Raw genomic sequence first — 25065 nt, 5'->3', positions numbered from 1 at the left:
TGATCCGGATGATGAACGTTCAGCTCTTGGTGAATATTGTGAAAATGGCGCAAAGGCTTTAGCCGAAGAAGCTACAACGAAAACGGTTACTCCGGAATTTTTTAAGCAAAATTCACTGTCAGATCTTGCTAAATTAGACGATTATCAGATTGGTAAAATGGGAAGGCTTACCGACCCTGTGTATTTACCAGAAGGCGGTACACATTACGAGCCAATTAGCTGGGATCACGCTTTCAAAAAAATTGCGGAACATCTCAACGCGTTAGAGTCTCCGGATGAAGCCGCTTTTTATACTTCCGGAAGAACCAGTAATGAAGCTTCATTTGTATACCAATTGTTTGCAAAGGAGTTTGGAACCAATAACATGCCGGACTGTTCCAATATGTGTCATGAAACATCAGGATCTGCATTACGGCCTACTATAGGAATTGGCAAAGGAACAGTAACTTTAGAAGACTTTCATGATTCCGAAGTTATTGTCATTATAGGTCAGAATCCGGGAACTAATGCACCAAGGATGATGAGTGCTCTGGCAAAAGCGAAAAAGAACGGTGCTAAAATTATAGCGGTAAATCCGTTACCGGAAGCAGGGTTAATGGGATTTATCAATCCGCAAAGCGTTAAAGAAATTATTACCGGAGGTGTTCAGCTGGCTGATTTATATCTGCCTGTAAAGATAAATGGCGATATGGCTCTTCTGAAAGCGCTTGAACTTTTACTAATCGAATTTGAGAAGAATAATCCGGGTAAGGTTTTCGATAATCAGTTTATAGAAGAGAAAACCACAGGTTATGAAGAATTCTTAAAACAGTTTGATCATTATAAACTTGAAGAGTTAGCCGAACTTTCAGGAGTTTCTAAAGAAGCATTATGCCAGGCTGCTGAAATGATTGCTTTTAAAAAGCGGATTATCATCAGCTGGGGAATGGGGCTTACCCAACAGCCAAATGGTGTAGATATGCTACGTGAAATTCTGAATATTATATTGCTTAAAGGAAGTATCGGAATACAGGGAGGCGGACTTTGTCCGGTTCGTGGACACAGTAATGTTCAGGGGAACAGAACGATGATGATTGATGAGAAACCTACCGACGAACAGCTTGACCGTCTTGAGAATTTCTTTGGTTTCAAGGTACCAAGGAAACATGGTTACGATGTTGTTCGGGCAATAAAAGCCATCCATGAAGAAAAGATAAAAGTGATGTTTTGCATGGGGGGTAACTTTCTCTCCGCAACACCAGATACCACTTATACAGCTCATGCACTAAGAAAGCTAAATTTGTTGGTATGTGTTTCTACGAAACTAAACAGAGGGCATTTGGTTCATGGTAAAGAAGCACTGATTTTACCAACCTACGGACGAAGTGATAAAGATATTGTAAACGGAGAAATACAAATTGTATCAACTGAAAATTCTATGGGTGTTGTTCAGGATTCTAAAGGAATGCTGGATGCTGTTTCCGATAATCTGGTAAATGAAACTCAGATAGTCTGTCGTATGGCAATGGCTACTTTAGGTGAAAAGGCAGTTGTCAACTGGCAGCGTTATCATGATAGTTATGATGCTGTTCGTGATGATATAGAACAATGCATACCTGGTTTTGAAGATTATAATATCCGCGTTCGTCAAAAAGGAGGTTTTTACCTGCCAAATGCTGCACGGGATGAACAATATTTCTCTAAAGAGCTAGGTGGGCGTGCTCCATTTACATTAACAGAGATTCCTGATAACACACTTGCTGCTGATGAATACATGATGGCTACTACCAGAACCCATGATCAGTTTAATACAACCATCTACGGATTGGATGACCGTTACAGGGGGATTAAAAATGAACGCCGGGTTATTTTTATGAATCAAAAAGATATTGACAAAGCCGGATTAAAAGCTGGAGACAAAGTCGACTTATACAATTATGATGATAATATCGAAAGGGTAGCACCTTTATTCATTATTGTTTCTTATAAAATTCCGGAGAAAAATACCGTAACCTATTTCCCGGAAACCAATGTATTGGTGTCGGTAAATAATGTGGTTAAGGAAAGCAATATGCCGGCTTCCAAATATGTGAAGATTAAAATAAAAAAACATGACCCCGAAGTTTATAAAAAGGTAGACGAAATGCTTTATCGGGGTGCAATTCAAAGGCCTTAAATTCTCTATTACAATCTATTTATATATGAATAAAATACAGCTTTTAATATTTCTGCTTGTTTTCAGTTGGGCATTCAGCCAATCGGATTTTAAACTCAAAGTGAATGGTGATGTTTTACATCCGCTGGAACTTTCATTATCCGATTTATCAAGCATGCCGCATAAAAATGCTTCTTTAAAAGACAAAGATGGCAATACCCATATTTATTCGGGAGTTGCTTTGCAGGACATTCTATTAAAAGCAGGAGTACCTTCCGGCAAGGAATTGCATGGTGAGAATCTTTCAAAATACTTACTTGTAAAATGTACAGATGGCTATCAGGTATTATTTTCTCTTGCGGAATTGGACCCTTCTATAGCTGATAAAAATATAATTATTGCTGATAAAGTAGATGGAAAGCCTTTACCGGAAGCAAAAGGTCCGATTCGGATTATTGCTGAAGGGGAGAAGAAGCCGGCACGAAGCTCTTATCAGGTAGCGGCTTTGGTCATCGGAAAAATTAGCAAATAGCATTCAGTTAAAAGCATTATGATCATACGTAAGAAAGAAAATTGGTTCAGGATGCTCTTTATCTGGCATGGCTCTGTGCTGCCGGCACTATTACCACGACTATTAATTTTATTTGCTTTATCATTATTAGTAGCCTATTTTCACGGAACTGTATTTTCATTCAAGATTCCGCTTAATACAGCTCCATTAACATTATTTGGTTTTGTACTGGCGCTTTTTCTGGGATTCCGTAATAATGTTAGCTACGAGCGTTTCTGGGAAGGTAGAAAACTCTGGGGTGCTTTATTGAATACCTCACGTTCGCTGGTACGACAGGCACTTACTTTAGGAGATACAGATAAAGCTTCTGTATCGGAATTTGTTCAGCTCGTCAGCGCCTTTGTTTATGCACTCAAGCATCAGTTAAGAGGCACAGATCCAAAAGAAGATTTGCAGATCAGACTAACGGCAGAACAGTTCAGGGTAGCTGAAGAATCCAAATACAAACCTGCTATACTTATGAAGCTGATGGCAGATTGGGTAAAACAGGCGAGATCAGAAAACAGAATAGATTCTATACAGCAGTCCCGCTTTGATGAAAATTTTGATAAACTGGCGGATGTTGTAGGGGGCTGCGAACGGATTGTCTCCACACCAATTCCGTATAGTTATCAGGTTTTATTACATCGCACCGTCTATATTTATTGCTTCTTATTACCTTTTGCTTTAGTAGATTCTTTAGGCTGGTTTATGCCTTTTATTGTTGTTTTTATTGCTTACACCTTTGTAGCCTTCGAAGCTATTGCCGACGAGATAGAAGAACCTTTCGGCACTGATGCCAATGATCTGGCACTAAACAGTATGTGTATAATGATTGATGAAACAATTCATGAAATGTTAGGAGAACATGTAGATGTTTTGCAGAAAACGGCGCAAACAATTATTGACTAGCATTTTGGGTGATTTAAGTTTATAACAGGCTGCATTATTAACGCCATACTAAATATCAAATTAAAACCATTAAGAAATTGAGGTTATTAAGCACATTTGATCCGATGTCTAAATCCTCTAAATTCCTAAATGTTAAGTTTATAGCAGAATGTCTGGGGGTTGCATTATTATAAATAGTACAATGCTATGATTATGCTAAATATCAAATTAAAACCATTAAGAGATTAAGCTTATTAAGTGTATTCGATCCGATGGCTAAATCTTCTAAATTTCTAAATGTTTTAAATAATCTTAGAACCTGTTTAAATTTTGATTAAAAAAATATTAGACTTCGACAGGCTCAGCCTGACACTCCTAAAAGGAAGCTATTTTGGACAAGCAATGTCACTCTGAGCCTGTCGAAGAGCATTAACAATAAAATTTAAACAGGCTCTTACTACTAGATGAAATCTCCGTGCTCTAAGAATAGTAGTATGCTAATACAACTTTATGTATTTAGTAGCTATTCTGAATATTAAATAATCTAAGACAAAACCTGCTGACAAACTGCTGTCATAATACCAGTTTATTTTTGTAGAGTAATTTAAAAACTCTAAAGAAATGAATTTAGTATCAGTACGTATTATTACGGCAAATATTGAAAATTTAATCAGCTTCTATGAAAATGTAACAGGAATTGAAGCTGTAAGATATACACCAGATTTTGCTGAACTACGGACAGCAACAGCAACATTGGCTATCGGAAGTACCAAAACATTGCAGTTTTTCGGTGGCGAAACCATTGCTCAGCCAGCAAAGAATCAAACAGCGATAATAGAATTCTTCACAGAGGATGTTGACAAGGAATATGTACGGTTAAAGGAATTTCTGGTTTCCTGCATTGTACAGGAACCTACAACAATGCCGTGGGGAAATAAATCATTATTATTCAGAGATCCTGACGGTAATCTGATTAATTTTTTCACACCAGTTAGCAAAGAGTCTTTTGAAAAATTTGGTTCTGTATAATACAGGAATATTACCACGGTATATTATTAATGCCGTCTTTTAGGGAGAATACTTCTTTGTTGGGGAAAGCTTTTTTTATCTTTTCTGCAGCTTCCATACTGCGTTTTCCAGACTGGCAATACAAAAGAATAGGCTGCAGGACAGAAGATATATTATTCAACTGATCCTGTAGTTTTTCTACAGGAATATTCTTTCCGCCAATATTAAATGTATGATGCTCTTTTTCCGTACGCACATCTATAATTTCAAAATAATCTTTTCTTTCCCGAAGTTGTTCAAAAGTAATTAAAGGAATTGTCTGTACTAAATCTGTAATTTGAAAAGCGGTTGATTTCTTCAGCTTAATTACCTGAGTTTTTCCGGTTATTACATTAAGCATCCATAGTTTTCCCGCTAAAAGATCTTCTGATCCTGTTATATACTTTATAGCTTCATTAGCCTGCATACAGCCTGTAATACCCGCCAATGTAGGAATTACGCCACCTTCTCTGCAATTAGGAATCTGAGAAGTTTCTACATCCGGAAATACATCCCGGTAATTAGGGCTGTACATGCCATCATTTTGTAAAACATTCCATATACTAACCTGACCTTCATATTGGTAAATAGCCCCGTAAATCAAAGGTTTTCCGGTTAATACACAGGCATCATTCAATAGGTATTTTGTTTCAAAATTGTCTGTTCCTTCTATAATCAGATCATATTCCGAGATGAGGTTTATTATATTTTCAGAGGTTACCCGCAGATTGTACGGAATAATATTTACAGAAGGGTTTTGTTGTTGCAATCTTCTGGCAGCTACTTCTACTTTAGGAAGACCTGTGTCCTCCGGGGTATATAAAATCTGACGGTGAAGATTGCTTAGCGATACAGTATCATCGTCTGCAATACCGATTGTTCCTATGCCGGAAGATACAAGATACTGAGCCGAGGGACAGCCAAGTCCACCCATTCCGACAATCAGAACACGTGCATTTTCTAATAATTGCTGAGAAGAAATGCCAAATCCGGGTAAAGTAATCTGACACTGATAGCGTTCAAAATTATCTTCCATATTAGTCTTTTGAGTTGTTTAAAACCTGTTGTGCTTTTGCCGCATCGTCAGGAGTATTTACATTCATCAAAGCGTCCGGATTCTGTGGTTTTAAAATGAGTGTATCACTATTGATTAAAACCTTTCTGGGGCAGGTATTTCCGATTCCCAAAAAATTAAGTAATAAAGGATAGCTTTTAGGCTCCCAAATGGTGATTAAAGGTTCAGGCAACCTATCAAACGGACTTTCATAGGTTGTTGCTGTTTTCTCAGGATCTCGTGATTCTGTAAGAAACTGTAATGATTTCTTATCCAGTAAGGGGAGGTCGCAGGCTACAACCAGCCAGGCTTTGTCTCTTTGAGAACGCAGAGCAGAAAGTATTCCGCCAAATGGTCCCATATTCAGAAAGGTATCTGTGAGTGCATTATAGCTGGTATCGAAATTTTCTAACTGATCTTGTCTGCAGGAAATAAAAACCTCATCACAAAACGGAGCCATTAAGTCTGCAGCATAATAACGCTGCTCTTTTCCATGCCAGTTCAGTAGGTCTTTAGATGTTCCCATTCTTGTGCTTTTTCCGCCAGCAAGAACAAGCCCGTTGATAGAAGGAATTCTATTCTGTTCTTCTGAAATCATTTTTGCCGCCAGTTTTTTCTATTAATTTAATTTCCTTAATACAAATATCATGACTTAAAGCCTTGCACATATCATATATAGTTAATGCTGCTACGGAGGCACCTGTAAGAGCTTCCATTTCTATTCCTGTTTTAGCTTCAACTTCCGCTGTACAGTAAATCTCAATTTCGTTTCGATCATTAATATCTATGCTTACCTCACAATTCTCAAGTCCTATAGGATGGCAAAGCGGTATAAGTTCTCCTGTTTTCTTTGCTGCCATAATACCTGCTATAATTGCAGTTTGAAATACCGAACCTTTTGGGGTTTTAAAGTCACCTTCTTTTAGCTTCTGTAATATATGTTCAGGAATATCAACTGTTGCTTTTGCAATAGCTTTTCTTCTTGTAACAGCTTTTCCGCTTACATTTACAATTGCAGGTTCCAGTTTATGATTGAGGTGTGAAAAGTCTGTCATTTCTGATTGTTTTATTTAGTTTTACCCAGCTTTTGTTTTAAAAATAATTTTTCTCTTTTTATTTCTGCAGCAAGCTCTTCTTCAGTAGGAAGATACGGTAAATATTTAGTGGCAAAAAGTTGCTTGTGTTCATTGAGGATCGAATATTTTACTACCGTCTCATCTTTCTCTGTACAAAGTATAATTCCAATAGTAGGATTATCTTCAGGCTGCTTTTTTAAATCATCAAACATTCTGATGTACATGTCCATTTGGCCGGCATCCTGATGTGTGAGTTTGGCTATTTTAAGATCAAATAATACAAAGCATTTCAAGATGTAATTATAGAATACAAGATCAATATAAAAATGAGATGTTTCAGTACTTATTCTGAACTGCCGGCCTATAAAAGAAAATCCTTTGCCCAGTTCCAGCAAAAACTGCTGTAAGTTTCCAATCAGGGCTGCTTCAATATCATTCTCAGTTGCGCTTATTGGCTCCGGAATATTCAGAAACTCAAATACGTAAGGATCTTTTATAAAATCTCTTGTTAAATCATTATTTTGTCCGGTACTATACTGAGCGGTTTCTTCTTTATTTTGTGTAGAGAGCAAGCGTTCGTAATAGAAAGTGTTAATATGACGCTCCAGTACTCTCACACTCCAGTTTTGTTCCGAAGCTTCTTTCAAATAGTAATTGCGTGCAGCATTACTGTCAATTCTCATAATGAGCCTGTTATGGCTCCATGTTAATTTGTTACACAGTGTGTAGCAAATCTCCGGATCCGAATAAGTAAGATAGAATTGTCGGAAATTCCGCAGATTGGAAGAGGAGAATCCTTTGCCAAATTCTTTGGTGAGTGCAACAGAGAGATTCTTAAGTAAAGCTTCACCATATTCCGCACGTTCTTTTCCGTTTTGCTCTTCTTCTACAATACGTTTCCCAATATGCCAATAAGCTTCAACCATTGCAGAATTTACAGACTGATAAGCTTTCATCCTTGCCTGTGCAAGAATATTCCTTATTTCACTTATGTATGTCAGATCTGCCATTGCTGATTATTCATAATTGATTAATTCCGGTATTGGGCCTCTTACAAATTTAAGAAACTATATTGCCATACTTTATATACTTCTCCTTTTCTGAATGTATTTTGTTCTAAGGGCAGTTCCACAAAAGCATTTGTTTCCGCAAGATGAGAAAAATCTCCGGAACCGTTAGTGTCAACAATATTTGCAATAAGTTGCCCCTGCTTATTTATCTGAAGTTTTGTCTGTGCAAAATATTGCAAAGAGAATGGGAATTCAATGTCGTTTTCAAGTATGGCATACAGGGGAGAACTCTGGGGGATTTCCAAAGATCTTTCCAGCCAGGGAATAAAATACCGATGCAGACACATAAATACAGAAACCGGATTGCCAGGGAATGCAAACACAAGCTTTTGATTCTGGCTTTTACCAAACCAAAATGGTTTTCCCGGTCTTTGCTTTATTTTATGGAATAGTTTTTTTATACCCAGTTCCTCACATACTTGTGGAAGATAATCGAATTTCCCCATCGAAACACCTCCACTCATAAGAAGTATATCATAGGTATCTATATAGTTTGAAAGTTCTTTTTTAATCTCCTCATAATCATCATTAAGATGGATAAGATCTGCTTTAATCTTATATTTCTCAAGGACAGAGCTTATTGTAACTCCATTAGAACGTCTTAGCTGAAAAGCAGTAGGAGTTAGTTCAGGGCTTATCATTTCATCTCCGGTAGATATAATAGCAATTTTAGGAAGCTTTTTAACCCATAAAGAGGTTTTCCCAACGGATGCAGCAATACCAATTATGGCAGGAGTTATAACCTGATTGGCATTAACCAGTATCTCTCCTGCTTTTTTATCTTTTCCTTTAAGATGGATATTCTGACCTTTTTTGATATTGATATTAATAGTTGCAATTCCATTGTCGACAGTTATATCCTCGTATCGGATAACAGTATCCACGGTGCTATCCAATGCAGCACCTGTCATTATTTCAATACACTGGTCTTCCGAATCTATAGCTACAGAGGTTTCACCTGCAGACTGAATAGTTTTTATATTAAACGAACGAAAGCCTTCTTCGTAAGAGGTAAAACGTATAGCAATGCCATCTACAGTAGGTCTGTCAAAAGGAGGCAAATCCCGATCTGCAAGAATGTCCTCTGCTAAAACTCTGCCTATGACCAAATCATAAGAAATACTTTCTTTCCCATAATCCTGATATTGAGAAAGAACGATCTCTTCTGCCTGTTGTACACTAATCATTTCCATATTTATCCACCTATTGTAGCCATAGACTGATGTACTTGTGAAGAAGTAAGATTCATCTTTTCAGCTTCCCATCCGTCTTTTGGCTTGTGTTGTATGCTATTGATAATAATTTCTTTTAGTTCCTGATCGGTTTTGCCTGAGCGCAAAGCTTCTTTCAGGTTAATTCCTTTCTCTTCATACAGACAGGTACGGAGTTCTCCAGTAGGCGTAATTCGTATTCTGTTGCAGTCTCCGCAGAAGGAGCGGGTATATGCTGCAATAATTCCGATATTGCCTGCAAATCCCGGAATTTTATAATTATATGATGTAGAACTTTTCGGATCTTTTGTTTTTATGATGTCAGGAAAGTAAGCCTTAATGTGTTCGTATATCTGTTTATAATTCCACTTCAGAGATACTGCTACATCGGTCCCATTGAAAGGCATTTCTTCTATAAACCGTACATCGACAGGAAGTTTTTTAGTAAGTAGTACCAACGGAATAATATCTTCAATATTCTGATCTTCCATTACGACAGTATTAATCTTTACTGTTATCTTGTGCTTTAGTAAACTGTCTAAAGTTTTCATTACTTTATCAAAACTTCTTCGCCGTGTTATACTAAAGAATCGTTCGGGATCTAAAGTATCAAGACTCAGATTAACAGACTTTATTCCGGAAGCTTTAAGCTGCGGAATATATTGTTGGGTAAGAAGTCCGTTTGTTGTAATGCTGATATCATCCAAACCTTGTAATTGGGATAACTGCTCAATAAGGCTTATACAGTTTTTTCTTACAAAGGGTTCACCACCAGTTATTCGGATTTTGTTAATGCCTAGTTCAGTAAAAACAGAACATATTCTGATCATTTCTTCATCTGTCATCAGCTCCTGTTGCTTTATCCAGGAAAGACCGTTTTCCGGCATACAATAGGTACAGCGAAGGTTACACCGATCTACTACAGCCAGTCTCAAATAATTAATAGCTCTTCCGAATTTATCTTTCAGCATTGAATAAAACTATACAAACAAATATACTGATTGTTTTGCTTGAGGTGTATCAAACTTCATATTCATGTTTAAATTATGATACGATTATCACAATGCATGATATTTATAATCGAATGTTTTAAGTGTAATAATGATTATTATTGCCGGATTGAATCAGCCAGTAGTTATAGTATAATATTTGGTTGTAAATTAGTATTTGTAATAATTCAGAATGAAAGGAGACAAGGTATCATATGAAAATAATACAGCAACAAATAATTCAAAGTTTGCAGATCTGCATAATCCGGGGAATGTAAATGTAATATATCAGGACAGTATTACCTCATCCGAGCTCAACAACTTTCCGGATCATTCTTTTACAATCATTATTATTGATGAATGTGAGGATGGCGAATGTATTACCGATATTAACAGCTATGCACTGAAATCAAAGCAACTGTTTATTCATCTTCCGGGGAAAGTTTACAACTGGAAGTTATCTCCCAATACAATGGGAAGGAGGTTAATTGTAAATGATATCATTCTTGAAACATTTTCGCCAACGCTGAAACATACCTTTTCTCCACTAAACAGATATGAAATGATTCATCCGGATGATGAAACCTATCAAAAACTTAGTGCTGAATTTGGCGCTATACGTAAGGAAATAGATTCTGAACCAGCTTTTCCTAAACTTATAGATGCCAGAGTAAGACTTCTGACACTCATGATCAACCTCTGGATGGAGCATATCTATGGCGATGCGGCTTTGGTGAATACCAATAATCTTGCTTTCAGGTTTCATATGCTGGTTGATAAATATTATAAAAGCCAGAAAAATATCGCTTTTTATGCAGACGAATTATGCATTACGTCCAATTATCTGGGTGTATTGTGCAGGAAACAGTATAAGAAATCGCCTTCAGCATTCATTAAAGAAAGAGTTCTGTTGGAGGCCAAGCAATTGTTACACAGTTCGGATAAATCGATTAAAGAAATTGCTTTTGAATTAGGCTTTAGAAATTTTTCTCACTTTTCTTATTTCTTCAGAACAGAGGCGGGGACAACCCCTAAAAGCTACAGACAGACAATGAGCAAAGCAAATGTGAGTTAATAGGAAGTATTTTTATTGTGTTAAATCACTTTTTGGTGAACATTTATTATATTTACATACTAACCAAAATAAATATTATATTATGAAAAAGTTAACCAGAAAAGAATTGAAGAATACAACCGGAAACGGAGGTCCACAAAAGCCTAATGATTCTATTTATCCATGTCAAAATGATTGTTATGGATCAATTGAAGGTGCAATTTGTCCAGGCGGAGGAGTATGCAGATCCTATTTAGATTGCATGGTTTGTTATTATTATTAAAAACTATTGGGATGCAATAGCATCCCTTTTTTATATCCTTGCTACCAGTAAGATAGCTCTCTGAATTGTGTAGGGGTAAGTCCGGTTTTGGACTTAAAAAACTTAGTGAAATTGGTCACTTCATTAAATCCTAAATTATAAGCTATAGAGCTTATTCCGATTTCTTTATAAATCAGATTTCTCTTAATTTCCAGAATCATTCTGTCAATAAGCCATTGTTTAGGTGTTTGCTTTTCCGTAAGCTGAAATGCATTTTGGAGTGTTCTGAGACCAATATTTAATTTCTCAGCATAATAATCCAGATTATATTGCCAGTTCAGATTGGCATTGACAATAGACTTAAATTTAGATACCAAAAGCTTTTCATCATTTACTACCAGCTTAATATCTTTTCTTTCGCAAAGGCTTTCAACAATCAGAAGTATATTGAATAAGTAATTGTTGAGTATGGTTGTCTGGACTTCATTATAGGGTCTGCTCAGTTCTGTACTTATAAAATTAAATAAAGAAACTACTTCTTCGTATCTGTCTCCTAAATCAAAATAGGGAAGCAGCAGAGGATCATTGAATAAATGTGTCTGACCAAAGAATTGTGTCTGAAATACATTCTTTCCGAAAAAGGCCTCAGTGAAAATCAGAATCTTACTTTTATAATTAACGGGATTATGGAGCTGACTAATCTGATTCTGAGTAATAAATAAAATATGTTTTTCCTCTATATCGAATGTATTAAAATCAACGGTTAGCCTGCCTTTTCCTCCAGTGAAAAGGTGGACAATATTAAACATAGTCTTATGTGGCTGAAAGAGTTCTATAGGCCTGATCTGCAAAAGCTCATCAATGTCCTTCGTATTGATATACTGTTGGCTGTTATCGGCATGTAAAAATGACTCTGTCAAAAAATTCTCCATAATCTATTTATGATTATTTATATTAGCCAATAATTGGATAAATATAAAAATATACTGAATATACTAAACAGTTTTTTACAATATTTATTATATCAAGTACAGATATTATTTGACGAGTAAATAAAAAGAGAATAGGGAGTGCGCTATAAAAGAAAGAACCGCGTCTTCTGATGCGGTCCCAAAACACAAATGATGAAAAAAAATTTTATAGCATTATTTGCTTTTTGGAAAAGCCTGATATGCTATTGCAATTAATTGATCAATGCAAAGGTACGATCCTGTTTAGCATTCGTTTTGATAAAAATGCGTAAAATAATGGTAAAAATGCGAAAGCATTATTTTTATATACCTCCCTTAGCATATTAGGCTTTAGATTTCTTTATTAGAATCAGGCTTTCCGTAAGCATACCATCTATGGTTTCGGTCTTATAGCTTCTGAAACCGGATTTTTCCAATAGTCTTTTTGAGGCTATATTCTCCGGATCAATATTTCCGATTATATTCATATCAGGTTCGTTTTTTTCTGCCAGTGCAAGTAACTCCTTACATATTAAAGAGCCGTAGCCTTTACCCCAGAATTCTTTCTTCAGGATGTAGCCTATTTCCAGAAGAGAGTTATCGTGTCTGTATTTTTCAAGCTTACAATCACCTATAAATATATTCTCGTTATTGTAAATTTTAAAATAGCCCAGAGAATCCTGTGTACTATTCACAAGGAGAATTGAGGCAAATTTAGCTTTTGCCTTTTCTTCAGAGAGCCCCATACCGGAAACATATTTCATCACCTCATCATCATCTGTTAAAGACCGGAATACATTAAAATCATCCTGATTATACTTGTGCATCGTAATTAAAGTCATTATCTTTTATTGTCTATAACAAAGTTATTATTTTAATATTTTGCTTTAGGATTATATGAACAAAAAACACCTGCAAAATGCAGGTGTTTTAATTTTATCAAGAAAACAGCGCTTTCCGCAGTCCAAGAGCTGCCTGCTCCGAAGAAAATTTTACGGCTTCAATGTGATCCAAAGGATTGAGTAAACCATAATCGTGGATAAATCCATTATAGGTCTGAATTGTTACAGGAACACCAGCCTCATCCAATTTACGAGCGTAGGCCAGTCCCTCATCGTGCAAAATATCATTTTCTGCCAGTTGTACTAATGCCGGAGGTAAGCCTTTTAATTTTTCCAGAGAAGCTTTTAACGGTGAAGCATAATATTCGTTTCGCTTTTCTGTATCAGGTGCATAATTATCCCACATCCATTTCATCATATTTGTAGTAAGAAATCTTCCTTCTGCATATTTTTCATAAGATTCACGGCTAAAATCAGAATCAGCTACAGGCCATAACAACAACTGGAATTTTATTTCAGGTCCGCCCTTGTCTTTTGCCATCAGGCAGGTTACAGCAGTCATATTTCCACCAACACTGTTTCCGGCAATAGCCATATTTTTACCATCTACACCTATTTCGGATCCGTTTTCAGCTACCCATTTTGTTGCAGCATAAATCTGATTAATGGCGACAGGGTAGTGGGCGTCCGGTGATGGGGTATAATCTACAAAAACAGCAGCAGCACCGCTATTTACAACCAGATCTCTTACCAGCCTTTTGTGTGTAGGATAGTCTCCTAATACCCAGCCGCCGCCATGAATAAACATAAAGACAGGGAGTACCTGATCCTTAGAATGTTCTGGTTTTATGATATGAATATTAACGTCAATACCATCCTGAGTAATTTCTCTTTCTGTTTCGGCAATACCTGAAGTGTCTACTTCTACAGATTTTTGAGCATCTATAAGAACTTGTCTTGCTTCTTGTGGGGTCATGGTCTCCATAGGTTTACCACCACTGTTATTTAATGCATTCAGGAATTCTCTGATTTCTGAAAGAACTTGTGGGTCTTTTTCACCCGGAATTGTGTGTTTCATAATTTTTATTGTTTGTGATAATGATAGATTCTTATTTACTCAATTGCTCTGTAACAACTCTTGCCATTTCTTTGGAGCTGAATGGATTCTGCCCTGTAATCAGGTTTCCGGTTACAACAACATTTGATGTCATCGGGATACAGGCTTTTTTCAGATCAGCACCTCTTTCTTTAAGAGCGGCTTCTAAATTAAACGGAACTTCTCTCTTTCTTCTGGCAAGAGTTTCTTCAAACCAATCGAAGCCGGTAAGAGATTTTCCTTTGATCAGATATTCACCATTGGAAAGTTTTATATTCAATAGTCCCCCAACGCCATGGCAAATAGCGGCAACTATTTTATTTTGCTCGTACTGATCACGGATTAGGTGCTGCAATGTAACATTATCCGGAAAGTCATACATAGTTGCATGGCCGCCAGCCAGATAAATACAATCAAAAGATTCTTCGGATACCTCAGACAGACTTTTGGTATGTTCCAATGCTGTCATAAATATTTTGTTCTCGTAATATTCTTTTGATATTTTATCGAGTACTAGAGGTTTCAGGCTCTCCGGGTCAATAGGAGTGTGGCCGCCTAGCGGGCTGGCGATGGTTATTTCCCATTCTCGCTCTTTTGCACTATGATAAATATGTGTAAGCTCGCTCAGCCATAATCCGGTCTTTAGCCTGCCGCTTTCGTACATTCCTATATTGGTTACAACTAATAAAAGCTTTTTCATATCCTTTAGTTTTCTGAGACAAAATTCGGTATAGAAATATAGTCCGGGGTAACTAAATTAAGGATTGTTGTAACGATATCTCTGTTAAAAAAGTATAAATATTTTCAAATTATTCTATTGAGATAATCGGGCATAAAAAAAGCCCTTTCATTATTAAAGAGCTTTTATTTTGATTAAAAATCCAGAAAATCGTCGCTTTCCAGATAATGATTCAGTGCTTCTATAAGTTGTTCATCCGTTACTGCTGGCTGCTGGCGTAGAGCAAGATCTACCACATCCTGAATATCTTCATCAGAACACATGTACAACAAACCGTTTTCGTATACAACATCCGGAAATACATCATCATCATCATCACCATCTATATCTGCAGGAGCACCAATATAAACTGTTATTCCTGGTTCGAAGATATCCTGTTCTGAATAGACAGCATAAGCAAAATCCGGATCATAGTCCTCGGAACGTTCTTGTTTATTTCTTACCAATGTGAGAAAATCTTCTATTTTGTAATATTGATCTTTAAAACTGTTCATATCTAATTCTAAATTATATAATATTAGGCTACAGGAAAGTTGCAGAATATTCTCTGTATCTACTTTCAATGCTGCAAAGATAAGGAGATAATATCAATAAGATTTTAGATAAAATGAAATGTTAAGTTACAGCAATATATTTTTATTGTTCGGAATATTAAGTATTATTCGTGTGCTTTTTATTGTAATGCTGCTTTTTAATTATTAATATAAAAAAAGCAAACTAAAAAGTCTGCTTTAAAAAGTTGATTTATTTTTCGGCCAGGTATTTCCTGAGTTTATCTATAGCCTGTTCTATTTTGGAATTTTCTGCTTCCCCTTCTATTTTTCGGATAGCATTTTCCAGCATGATTAGAGAATTTGTCCAGTCTCCGGTGCTGTTTTTAAAAATTAATTCATCTACAATAACTTCAAAAACAACCTTTTCTTTTGTTTTGTAAAGTCGGAAACTTACCTGATCGTCTCCGCCAGAAACCACACCATCGATGCTTTTCAGATCATAATTCTTTGGGTTAGCATAGATCTTTTTTAAAAGCAATTGGGCATCCTGCATTTTCAATTCCGGCATATTATAAAGTTTGACAGTTTACAGAAGCGATAGTTTTTTTTCATAGAATGCATTTATTTAATGCTTGTGTAAAATTAAATATTTTTATTTAAATCTATTATTAACAATTTATAGATTTTGTTCTCCTTTATGAATAATATATCTGCACAATTAGTTTTAAACAGCAAAAAGAGTGGTTTCTGGTCGGGGAATCAGTATATTTAGCATTGCAAAAAAGATATGGAAACAGAGTATGAGGATTGAATATCGAAATATTTTACCAAATGAAAGTGGGGCATACAGAATGATCCGTTTGGAAAGTCTTAAAGAATTTCCGGAGGCATTTAGTGCCAGTTATGAAGAGTCTGTAAAAATGGAAAAACTCTGGCTGGAAGAAGATATTGAAAATCAAATGCCGAAAAGATTTGTAACAGGAGTATTCATAGATAACGAATTATCGGGGATATGTGCTTTTGTAAATGTTGGAAACAATACAGGCAATATTTTACAAATGTATGTGAGAAAAGGTTTTCAGGGTAATAATATTGGAATGGGACTTATACTAGCGGTTATTCAGGAAGCAAGGTGCAGATTTCATAATATAGAGATAGAACTGGAAGTAAAACCTGACAATATCAAAGCTTTTAATCTGTATAAAAAAGCAGGCTTTGAAGAAATAACTAATGATTCAGATATTATTGTAATGAGATATACTCAGAATTAATGATTTCTTCAAAAATTTATACTATATCTTTTTTATAACACACCGAAATCATCGGCCTGAAAGGCTTTAAGAGCGTTTTATTCGAGGCTTGTTCGAGGATCCTTCGGGCAAGCTTCGGAAAAAAGGCACTTTTCTCGAACAACTCTCGAAGAAGAGTCGAACAATACCCGAAGAAAATAGTTTTGGTTTACAAGCTTTGTATACTAAAATACAATTACCGTCATTTTTTTGCAGGTACAGGCAGCATTGGAGGTGACGGAATAGTCGTCAGAGGCATTTTTTCGTATTGGGCTTCTAATCCTGATTTTGGCAGGCCTTTGTAACGATAGCTTTTACCGGAAGCATCATTGCACTTACTGAAAAATACTGTAGAGGGCAGAATTTCCTTTTCTGCTATTCTGCTATAGGATCTCGATTCAGGTTGTATTTTCGAGAACTTTCGGACATAACGGGCATCATTAAATGGGTTATCATTATAATATTCTGCATTTTCTTCTATATTCTTACCGATGTATTGGTTAGAACCGGAATCATAATTATAAACTGACATATCCGGGTTTGGGATTACATTGTAATGTTTGTTGGCAATGATAAAGTCTTCTTTTTCCTCTTTGTATCTTGAATAGCTGTTTTTCATATCCAGAAGTTCTTTCCATTGGCTTTGTTTTCCCTCATATTTTTGATAGCCATTTTCTCCGCCGAAGTTAGATAACTTTAATGCTGTCCCTTTTTCATTAGTATCCATTATACCACTAAAATTTTCATACTCGGGTCTTGGCTGGTTATAGACAAAAATAAAGTCATTATAGCCTTTATCATTCTTATACTTCCATGCGTTATATGGTCTTATCATATCGCTAAATTCCTTATCAGCAAGACTGTAAAGTGCAAATTCTTTTACATTTTTCTGCATTTCGGATACAAAAGGTCCGGAGAAGCAATTCGGATTGTCATTAAAGATATTTTGTACAGTATTAGCATTGTTAAACCGGATTAATGTTTTGCTTCCTCTTTCGAATCCGGCATAGTTAATCCTGATATCAGAACCTAAAGATTTATTCTGTGTAGCATATACCTCAAACAATTCTCGTTTTTCCGGAAAGAAAAGCAATACATCTTTGTCAAAATTATATTCACCAAATACAGCTGTGGCATATCCGTATAAAATAAAAGTGCCATCATCAAAAAGATATACACCGTCATTACTGCCATATCCTCCAGCATATTGTATATACCTTGGATCTTTTTTGTTCTCCTGGGCAAAAATATTTAGAGCATATAATAAGGAAAGTATTAATATGATTCGGTATCTCATTTATTTATTCGTTTGTATTACTACAAATATACTCTATATCACGTTATTGTGAAATTGGAAATAAGATTAGTAAAGTTCTTTTAATGATCTTGTTTCAGGTAATTTTTTTGTAAACCCTTTATTTTGCGTATTTTTAGGCGGAAAAAAGCAAAACCATGAAGAACAGAATTACCAGCTTACTGCTATTAAGCCTCAGTATAGGCAGTATAGCAGCACAGGAAAAGAAGATTAACGATGAAGCAAAAATGCAATGGTTCCGGGATGCCAAACTAGGGGTATTCATCCATTGGGGAATCTATTCTGTAAACGGAATATCAGAATCCTGGTCTTTTTTTAACAATTACATCAATCATGACAATTATATGAAGCAGCTGGGAGGATTTAATGCTTCCCGTTATAATCCTGATGAATGGACAAAACTGATTAAAGAATCCGGTGCCAAATATTCAGTCATTACCACAAGACACCATGACGGAATTTCTCTATGGGATTCGAAATCGGATAAAGCCATTACCAGTTTTAAAGATGCTTCAGCTAAAGAAGATCTGATCGCTCCTTTTGTGGCTGACCTAAAGAAAGCAGGATTGAAAACCGGACTTTATTATTCGCTTCCGGATTGGAGTCATCCTTATTATGACGTTAATACACGTACAAAGAAGCGCTATGATATAGCAAAGGATCCTGTACGCTGGCAGAATTTTATTAAATATTATCAGGGACAGCTAAACGAATTGTCAACACAGTTCAAACCTGATTTAATATGGTTTGATGGAGATTGGGAACATACTTCAGCAGAATGGCAGGCACCACAAACATTGGCTAACCTCAGAAAATATAATCCGAATATTATTATTAATTCTCGTCTGAACAACCATGGCGATTATGAAACTCCGGAGCAGGGGATACCTGTAGTCGCTCCTCAGAGTAAATATTGGGAATTGTGCTATACAATGAATGATTCCTGGGGATATCAGCCTTTCGACAGAAATTACAAATCACCAAACATGATTGTAAGAACGCTTGCTGATGTCATCAGTATGGGTGGAAATCTCCTTATCGATATAGGACCAAAGGCTGATGGAAGTATTCCTGCAGAACAGGTTAAAATCCTTGAAAATCTTGGAAGATGGACGAAGAAGAATTCAGATGCAATATATACAACCCGTCAGGGTTTACCTTTTGCTAATTACAGAGGGAAATCTTCTTTGTCTGTTGATGGCAAAAAGCTATTCCTGTATCTGGAAGAAGCTAAAGACTTTGCGAAAATTTATGGACTAACTTCAACTCCTGTTTCTGCACAGGTCATCGGGGATAGCAACGCTAAAGTAAATTATAACCAGGATCAGAGCGGAAATCTTACACTTTCATTTGCAAATACACAGTTTGATAAAGATGTAACTGTTGTACAGCTTAACTTTAACGAAGCCGTAAAAGTAACAAACAAAATAACAGATCCTGTACCTGCACTACAAAGCTTACTTGAAAATACAGACACAAAGAAATCGGCTTACGAAATAGCCAATCAATTGCATAAAGGCACTAATCTCCTCGACAATGCCGGAGTTACACAAGACGGGATGGATATGAAAATAAAGAAAACATCCAAAACAAATCCTGAAGTATTGAACTGGATTAGTAAAAATGCTGAAGCCTTGTATGAAACAGGAGCAGGTCTTCCGGACGGACATTATTCCGGGATGAGTGCATTGTCGAAAGACAAACAAACACTTTACTTATTTGTGGAAGGAACACCAACTGGACCGATAGCATTGAAGGGACTAAAGAATAATATTTCCAGAATAAGAATTGCCGGAGAAGGATCTATCATTCCACACCGTATTTATAACAAATTATATTGGAGTGCGGTTCCAGGTATTGTTTATATTGATGTTCCAAAAGAAAGACTGGACAAAAGTCTTACCGTAATTGCTGTTCTTTTAGAAAAACCCGTTGACTTGTATCGTGAAAAGATAGGTGCTGTGGAAAGTAATTTATAATATTACTTATATAAAGTTTTACTAAGCACTCTGAATTATACAGAGTGCTTTTTTAATTTAAAAAATTAATAGCACTTACATTTATTATAGTTAAGTTTATATTTAGTTGAAATCAAAAAATCGAACCATGAAAAATGAAAACTTTAGTGACCTGAGTACGGAAGACTTACTAAAAAGACAAAAAACAATAAAGCCTTTAACAATACTATTTATCGGGACATTAGTAGTTTTATTAGTGTTATCCATATTTATTACCATTAAAAAAGGATTTACAGCTTTATTAGTTGTTCCTTTCGCATTGTCACCTATTGCTATTCTTAATTTGAATAATCTGAAAAGCATCCAGAAAGAAATTAATTCGAGAAAGAACCAAAACTAATCACTAAATGGAATTGTGGTCTCATTAGTACTACTTAATAGATTTTACCAAAGGATATTTCGCAGAATGATTGATAAACAGGAGGAGGATTTCTTCTTAAAATGGTTTATGTCATGCAGGCGAAAAGCATGTAAATGACTATTCAACCGGCTGATAATAAAATATTTAATATTTTATTTCATCTCTGAAAAATAAATTTCATTCATACTAAAAATAAAAAATAGAAAAATCGTAACTTTGCGACCGTAAAAATCCTTTATGCAGCAAATTAGAAATATTGCAATTATTGCGCACGTTGACCACGGTAAAACAACCCTGGTTGATAAAATTATCCACGCAACCCACATTTTCAGAGAAAACCAGGAAAGCGGAGAGCTTATCATGGACAACAATGACCTGGAAAGAGAACGTGGTATTACCATCTTATCAAAGAACATCTCTGTTACTTACAAAGATGTAAAGATAAACGTTATCGATACTCCTGGTCACGCCGATTTTGGTGGTGAAGTAGAGCGTGTATTGAAAATGGCGGATGGTGTTGTACTATTGGTTGATGCTTTCGAAGGAGCGATGCCACAAACACGTTTCGTACTTCAAAAAGCTCTTGAGCTTGGATTGAAGCCAATGGTGGTTATCAATAAAGTAGACAAACCAAACTGTCGTCCTGAAGAAGTTCATGACCAGGTATTCGATTTATTCTTCAACCTTGATGCTACTGAAGAGCAACTAGATTTCCCTACATTCTACGGATCATCTAAACAAGGTTGGTTCAATAGCTCTTTGGAGCAAACTGACAGCATTTTACCATTATTAGATGGTATTCTAGAATATGTTCCGGAACCTAAAGTAGAAGAAGGTAACCTGCAAATGCAGATTGTATCTTTGGATTACTCTTCATTCTTAGGTAGAATTGCAATTGGTAAAGTTGTAAGAGGAAGTCTTAAAGAAGGTCAATGGATTGGTCTTGCACAGGAAGGCGACAAAATTGTAAAAGGAAAAGTTAAAGAATTATACGTATTCGAAGGATTAGGTAAAAAGAAAGTAAGCGAAGTACAAGCAGGTGATATCTGTGCTGTAGTTGGTTTCGACGCTTTCCAGATTGGTGATTCTTTCGTAGATCTTGAAAATCCTGAACCATTACCAAGAACATCTATCGATGAGCCTACACTAAACATGACATTCTCTATTAACAATTCTCCTTTCTTTGGTAAAGATGGTAAATATGTTACCTCTAACCACCTTAGAGAAAGATTAGAAAAAGAATTAGAGAAAAACTTAGCACTAAGAGTTCAGCAGACAGGTGACGCTAATACATTCCTTGTATTTGGTAGAGGTATTCTTCACTTATCAGTTCTTATTGAAACGATGAGAAGAGAAGGTTATGAAATGACAATTGGTCAGCCTCAGGTTATCCTTAGAGAAATTGATGGTGTACAATGCGAGCCTTATGAATCTTTAGTAGTAGATGTACCTGAAGAATTTGCTTCAAGAGTTATCGACCTTGCTACACAAAGAAAAGGAGACCTTCACATCATGGAAACTAAAGGTGAAATGCAGCATATGGAGTTCGAAATTCCTTCAAGAGGTCTTATCGGATTACGTTCTCAAATGCTTACAGCAACTGCAGGTGAAGCTATTATGGCACACCGTTTCACTGAGTACAAGCCTTTCAAAGGTGCTATTCCGGGAAGAAACAACGGTGTATTAGTAAGTAAGACACAAGGGCCTGCAACAGCATATTCTATTGAAAAACTACAAGACAGAGGTAAGTTCTTCGTAGATCCGGGTGAGGAAATCTACGCAGGTATGATCGTAGGAGAACAAAATAAGCCAGGAGATCTTGTTGTAAATATTGTTGAAGCTAAGCAGCTAAACAACATGCGTGCTTCCGGAAAAGATAAAGATGGTGGTATTGCTCCAAAAATCTTGTTCTCACTAGAAGAATGTATGGAATATATCCAACATGATGAGTGTATCGAGGTAACGCCTAACTTCATTCGTATGAGAAAGAAAATTCTTAGCGAAGAAGAAAGAAAACGTGCAGAAAGAATGGCTAAAGATTAATTTTAAATCTTAAAGCTTCATATATAAAGCTCCTTTCGAGGGGCTTTTTTATTTACAACAAATCGAAGAATAGTATGGACTAGTATAGCTGAAAAGCCATTCATTTTTTCTATTATATCCGTTATGGTTTAAAATTTGTTACTTATTACACAGTTTGAGTTTAGACAGCCTTAGTGTTTAGAAAAAAAAGGCTATCTTTATTTTTAAGATTAAAACATAATAGTATTATGAAAATGATTTATCTGAAAAGGTTAATGGTAGTAGCAGGTATAGTTGTTGTGGGTATGGTAGCTGCACAAAAACAAACCATTACCAAAGCGCAACTTCCGTCCAATGCTCAGGATTTCCTGAATAAATACATCAGTGGTAAGCCATTTATTTATATTAAAAATGCAGAAAACCCTAATGATGTAGATTTTACTGTAAAATATAGTAACGGAGTAGAAGTGGAATTTCACAATGATGGTGAATGGGAAGAAGTAGATGGTAAAGGAAATGCAATTTCCACAGGTTTTCTTCCGGGATCTTTAACCAATTACACAAACTCTAATTACAAAGGAGATCCTATTGTATGGGTAAGCCGTGAAAAAGGGAAGTATGATGTAAAACTAAAAAGTGGCCTTAAATTGGAATTTGAGCTGAACGGAACATTTTCTAAAATTAATTAAGGTTACCATAATTATTAACCGATATTTTTAAACTTATAACATAAAGCTGCAAGATTTTGCAGCTTTTTCATTTTTCAATTTACATTATTTATATATTTGGGATCAAATTATAAACTATGCAAAAACTCAAACTATGGGATGCCACTATGATCGTTATGGGATCTATGATCGGTAGCGGAATTTTTATTGTTTCATCCGATATTATGAGGCAGCTCGGATCCGGATGGTGGCTATTGGTTGTCTGGCTTATCACAGGAGTTATTACAGTATCGGCAGCATTATGCTACGGCGAATTATCTGCTATCTTTCCAAAAGCCGGAGGGCAATACACTTATCTGACAGAAGTTTTTGGTAAACTTACAGGCTTTTTATACGGATGGGGGCTATTTACGGTTATACAAACCGGAACTATTGCTGCAGTCGCTGTTGCATTCAGTAAGTTTACAGCCTATCTTATTCCGCAGCTCAATGATGCCGCGCCCTTATTTCAGCAGGGTAGTTTTAAAATTACCTGGCTCCAGATTTTAGGTATTGGTATTATCCTGTTGCTTACCTATATTAATACCAGAGGAATCAAAAGCGGGAAAATAATACAGTCTGTTTTTACGGCTTCTAAAATTATAGCACTTTTAGGACTTATTGTTCTGGGGCTTGTTTTTATTAAAGATTCACACCTAAGCGAAAATTTAAATATTGGTACTAAAGCTTTTCAAAATCTGAAAGGAGAAGGGTGGATGCCTATTAGCGGTAAGGCTATTTTGGGCGGAATTGCAGCAGCAATGGTAGGTTCTGTCTTCAGTAGCGTTGCATGGGAGAGTGTAACTTTTGTTTCCGGGGAGATCGAAAATCCTAAAAGGAATGTAGTCCGTGCAATGGTTATTGGTACAGCATCTGTTATTATACTTTATTTTCTTTGTAATGTGGTTTATCTAAGCGCATTATCCCGTGATGAAATCGCTTTTGCAGCCAATGATCGTGTTGCGGTAGCTGCTGCAGAAAAGATTATGGGAAATACCGGAACTATTATCATGGCCGTTCTTGTCATGATTTCTACTTTTGGATGTATCAATGGACTTGTTTTATCAGGAGCCCGAGTATTTCAGACAATGGCTAAAGACGGATTATTTTTTAGCTCAGCTATTAAAAACAACAAAAATAATGTTCCGGAGAAATCTTTATGGCTACAAGGGATATGGGCTTCATTACTGTGCCTTAGCGGGCAATATGGAGACATCCTGGATATGATTTCCTTTGTTATCGTATTATTTTATATGCTTACCGTTTTTGCCGTAATCTGGCTGAGATTCAAAAAGCCTTTTATTCCTAGATCTTACAAAACTTTTTTATATCCTGTAACACCTTTACTTTATCTCGTTATTGGAATTATGTTCTGTGTTCTGCTTATTATTTACAAACCCAACTATACATGGCCGGGATTTATTCTGCTTCTTTTAGGATTACCAGTATACTTCCTAATCAGAAAGAAAGTGTAGTTTTATGCAATCCGGTATACTAAACTTTAAATAAAATATTTAAATTAAATTTATATCTTGACTATGGAATGTTTTAACAAAAATAAGCAGTCCATAGTCAAGGTTTTTATTCTTAAATTTAGTTTAGATAACTTTATATAATTATTTATGGGAGAATTTATTAGGATATATCAGTCAAACATATTATTTCAGGTCGAGATTGTTAAAGGTAAACTTGCTGCTAATGGTATTGAAAGCTTCGTGAAAAACGAATTTGTAAACAACCTTTCTGTAATGCCAATTAATCAGGATTATATACTCTATGTTGCAGAAGAGGATGCTGCAGAAGCAGATAGAATTATTAATGAAACCGGAGATACAGAAACCTGATTTTAATTTGGTTAAAATTCCGTGCAAAAGCCTGTTATATTTTGTAATTT

General features: G+C 35.8%; 25 protein-coding genes and 1 pseudogene. 13 read left to right on the top strand and 13 right to left on the bottom strand.

What is annotated here, in order from left to right; genetic code table 11:
* Positions 1–4: 4 nt before the first annotated feature.
* The 4 genes and pseudogenes from AYC65_RS07565 to AYC65_RS07550 all read left to right on the top strand — a co-directional run.
* Positions 5–2155 (top strand): annotated as a pseudogene (locus AYC65_RS07565) (FdhF/YdeP family oxidoreductase); the annotation flags it as partial.
* Positions 2156–2180: 25 nt separating this feature from the next.
* A complete protein-coding gene (locus AYC65_RS07560; protein WP_034868350.1) occupies positions 2181–2666 on the top strand; it encodes a molybdopterin-dependent oxidoreductase in 486 nt (161 codons plus the stop codon).
* Positions 2667–2684: 18 nt separating this feature from the next.
* A complete protein-coding gene (locus AYC65_RS07555) occupies positions 2685–3596 on the top strand; it encodes a bestrophin family protein (RefSeq protein ID WP_034868353.1) in 912 nt (303 codons plus the stop codon).
* Between the two features lie 600 nt (positions 3597–4196).
* Positions 4197–4604 (top strand): VOC family protein, encoded by a 408-nt coding sequence (locus AYC65_RS07550; RefSeq protein ID WP_034868355.1) that lies wholly within the window; start codon positions 4197–4199, stop codon positions 4602–4604.
* A gap of 10 nt (positions 4605–4614) precedes the next feature.
* Here the strand turns inward: AYC65_RS07550 and AYC65_RS07545 are convergent, their stop codons facing one another.
* From AYC65_RS07545 to moaA, 6 genes are read right to left on the bottom strand one after another with little or no spacing between them, the layout of a single operon-like run.
* Positions 4615–5658 (bottom strand): HesA/MoeB/ThiF family protein, encoded by a 1044-nt coding sequence (locus AYC65_RS07545; RefSeq protein WP_034868358.1) that lies wholly within the window; start codon positions 5656–5658, stop codon positions 4615–4617.
* A 1-nt stretch (position 5659) separates the two neighbouring features.
* Positions 5660–6274 (bottom strand): NTP transferase domain-containing protein, encoded by a 615-nt coding sequence (locus AYC65_RS07540; RefSeq protein WP_034868360.1) that lies wholly within the window; start codon positions 6272–6274, stop codon positions 5660–5662.
* Positions 6252–6731: a cyclic pyranopterin monophosphate synthase MoaC gene (moaC, locus tag AYC65_RS07535; RefSeq protein WP_034868363.1), complete on the bottom strand. Its 480-nt coding sequence runs from the start codon at positions 6729–6731 to the stop codon at positions 6252–6254. The genes AYC65_RS07540 and moaC overlap by 23 nt, the downstream gene beginning before the upstream one ends.
* An 11-nt stretch (positions 6732–6742) precedes the next feature.
* Complete coding sequence (locus AYC65_RS07530) at positions 6743–7762, bottom strand: PDDEXK nuclease domain-containing protein (protein WP_034868365.1); 1020 nt, start codon at positions 7760–7762, stop codon at positions 6743–6745.
* Between the two features lie 41 nt (positions 7763–7803).
* A complete protein-coding gene (locus AYC65_RS07525) occupies positions 7804–9015 on the bottom strand; it encodes a molybdopterin molybdotransferase MoeA (RefSeq protein WP_052114645.1) in 1212 nt (403 codons plus the stop codon).
* A 2-nt stretch (positions 9016–9017) separates the two neighbouring features.
* On the bottom strand, positions 9018–10004 hold the full coding sequence (gene moaA, locus AYC65_RS07520; protein WP_034868370.1) for a GTP 3',8-cyclase MoaA: 987 nt from the start codon (positions 10002–10004) through the stop codon (positions 9018–9020).
* Positions 10005–10215: 211 nt separating this feature from the next.
* Between moaA and AYC65_RS07515 the strand changes: the two genes are divergently transcribed.
* Complete coding sequence (locus AYC65_RS07515) at positions 10216–11097, top strand: helix-turn-helix domain-containing protein (RefSeq protein ID WP_034868372.1); 882 nt, start codon at positions 10216–10218, stop codon at positions 11095–11097.
* Positions 11098–11179: 82 nt separating this feature from the next.
* Positions 11180–11359 (top strand): hypothetical protein, encoded by a 180-nt coding sequence (locus tag AYC65_RS07510; RefSeq protein ID WP_034868377.1) that lies wholly within the window; start codon positions 11180–11182, stop codon positions 11357–11359.
* 41 nt (positions 11360–11400) lie between these two features.
* Here AYC65_RS07510 and AYC65_RS07505 read toward each other — a convergent pair whose 3' ends face one another.
* The 6 genes from AYC65_RS07505 to AYC65_RS07480 form a co-directional block, all read right to left on the bottom strand.
* Positions 11401–12270, bottom strand: a complete 870-nt coding sequence (locus AYC65_RS07505; RefSeq protein WP_034868380.1) for a helix-turn-helix domain-containing protein — start codon at positions 12268–12270, stop codon at positions 11401–11403.
* Positions 12271–12632: 362 nt separating this feature from the next.
* Positions 12633–13130: a GNAT family N-acetyltransferase gene (locus AYC65_RS07500; protein ID WP_034868384.1), complete on the bottom strand. Its 498-nt coding sequence runs from the start codon at positions 13128–13130 to the stop codon at positions 12633–12635.
* Between the two features lie 97 nt (positions 13131–13227).
* Positions 13228–14208 carry an alpha/beta hydrolase gene (locus tag AYC65_RS07495; RefSeq protein WP_034868388.1) on the bottom strand — a complete coding sequence of 327 codons (981 nt, stop codon included), beginning with the start codon at positions 14206–14208 and terminating at the stop codon, positions 13228–13230.
* A gap of 31 nt (positions 14209–14239) precedes the next feature.
* Positions 14240–14926, bottom strand: coding sequence for a type 1 glutamine amidotransferase domain-containing protein (locus AYC65_RS07490; protein WP_034868392.1), 687 nt, complete (start codon positions 14924–14926; stop codon positions 14240–14242).
* A 173-nt stretch (positions 14927–15099) separates the two neighbouring features.
* Positions 15100–15459, bottom strand: coding sequence for a DUF7716 domain-containing protein (locus tag AYC65_RS07485; protein ID WP_034868506.1), 360 nt, complete (start codon positions 15457–15459; stop codon positions 15100–15102).
* Between the two features lie 250 nt (positions 15460–15709).
* Positions 15710–16027: a hypothetical protein gene (locus tag AYC65_RS07480; RefSeq protein ID WP_034868396.1), complete on the bottom strand. Its 318-nt coding sequence runs from the start codon at positions 16025–16027 to the stop codon at positions 15710–15712.
* 232 nt (positions 16028–16259) lie between these two features.
* Between AYC65_RS07480 and AYC65_RS07475 the strand changes: the two genes are divergently transcribed.
* On the top strand, positions 16260–16730 hold the full coding sequence (locus tag AYC65_RS07475; protein ID WP_034868398.1) for a GNAT family N-acetyltransferase: 471 nt from the start codon (positions 16260–16262) through the stop codon (positions 16728–16730).
* 220 nt (positions 16731–16950) lie between these two features.
* On the opposite strand, the gene AYC65_RS07470 is transcribed toward AYC65_RS07475, so the two are convergent.
* Positions 16951–18045, bottom strand: a complete 1095-nt coding sequence (locus AYC65_RS07470) for a hypothetical protein (protein WP_034868399.1) — start codon at positions 18043–18045, stop codon at positions 16951–16953.
* A 155-nt stretch (positions 18046–18200) separates the two neighbouring features.
* Here AYC65_RS07470 and AYC65_RS07465 point away from each other — a divergent pair, with 155 nt between their 5' ends.
* The 6 genes from AYC65_RS07465 to AYC65_RS07440 all read left to right on the top strand — a co-directional run bounded on the left by AYC65_RS07465 (position 18201) and on the right by AYC65_RS07440 (position 25015).
* Positions 18201–20042: an alpha-L-fucosidase gene (locus AYC65_RS07465; protein ID WP_034868401.1), complete on the top strand. Its 1842-nt coding sequence runs from the start codon at positions 18201–18203 to the stop codon at positions 20040–20042.
* 127 nt (positions 20043–20169) lie between these two features.
* A complete protein-coding gene (locus AYC65_RS07460) occupies positions 20170–20421 on the top strand; it encodes a hypothetical protein (protein ID WP_034868405.1) in 252 nt (83 codons plus the stop codon).
* Between the two features lie 258 nt (positions 20422–20679).
* Positions 20680–22485, top strand: coding sequence for a translational GTPase TypA (typA, locus tag AYC65_RS07455; protein ID WP_034868407.1), 1806 nt, complete (start codon positions 20680–20682; stop codon positions 22483–22485).
* 227 nt (positions 22486–22712) lie between these two features.
* Entirely contained in the window at positions 22713–23153 is a 441-nt protein-coding gene (locus tag AYC65_RS07450; protein ID WP_034868410.1) for a PepSY-like domain-containing protein, read from the top strand.
* Between the two features lie 116 nt (positions 23154–23269).
* Positions 23270–24646, top strand: a complete 1377-nt coding sequence (locus tag AYC65_RS07445; RefSeq protein ID WP_034868413.1) for an APC family permease — start codon at positions 23270–23272, stop codon at positions 24644–24646.
* Between the two features lie 147 nt (positions 24647–24793).
* A complete protein-coding gene (locus AYC65_RS07440) occupies positions 24794–25015 on the top strand; it encodes a putative signal transducing protein (RefSeq protein ID WP_034868416.1) in 222 nt (73 codons plus the stop codon).
* Positions 25016–25065: the final 50 nt, after the last annotated feature.

It is taken from the genome of Elizabethkingia bruuniana, assembly GCF_002024805.1.
Taxonomy (GTDB): Bacteria; Bacteroidota; Bacteroidia; order Flavobacteriales; family Weeksellaceae; genus Elizabethkingia; species Elizabethkingia bruuniana.
Note: the sequence above shows the minus strand (reverse complement) of the source record. Positions and strands in the feature narration are given on the sequence as shown.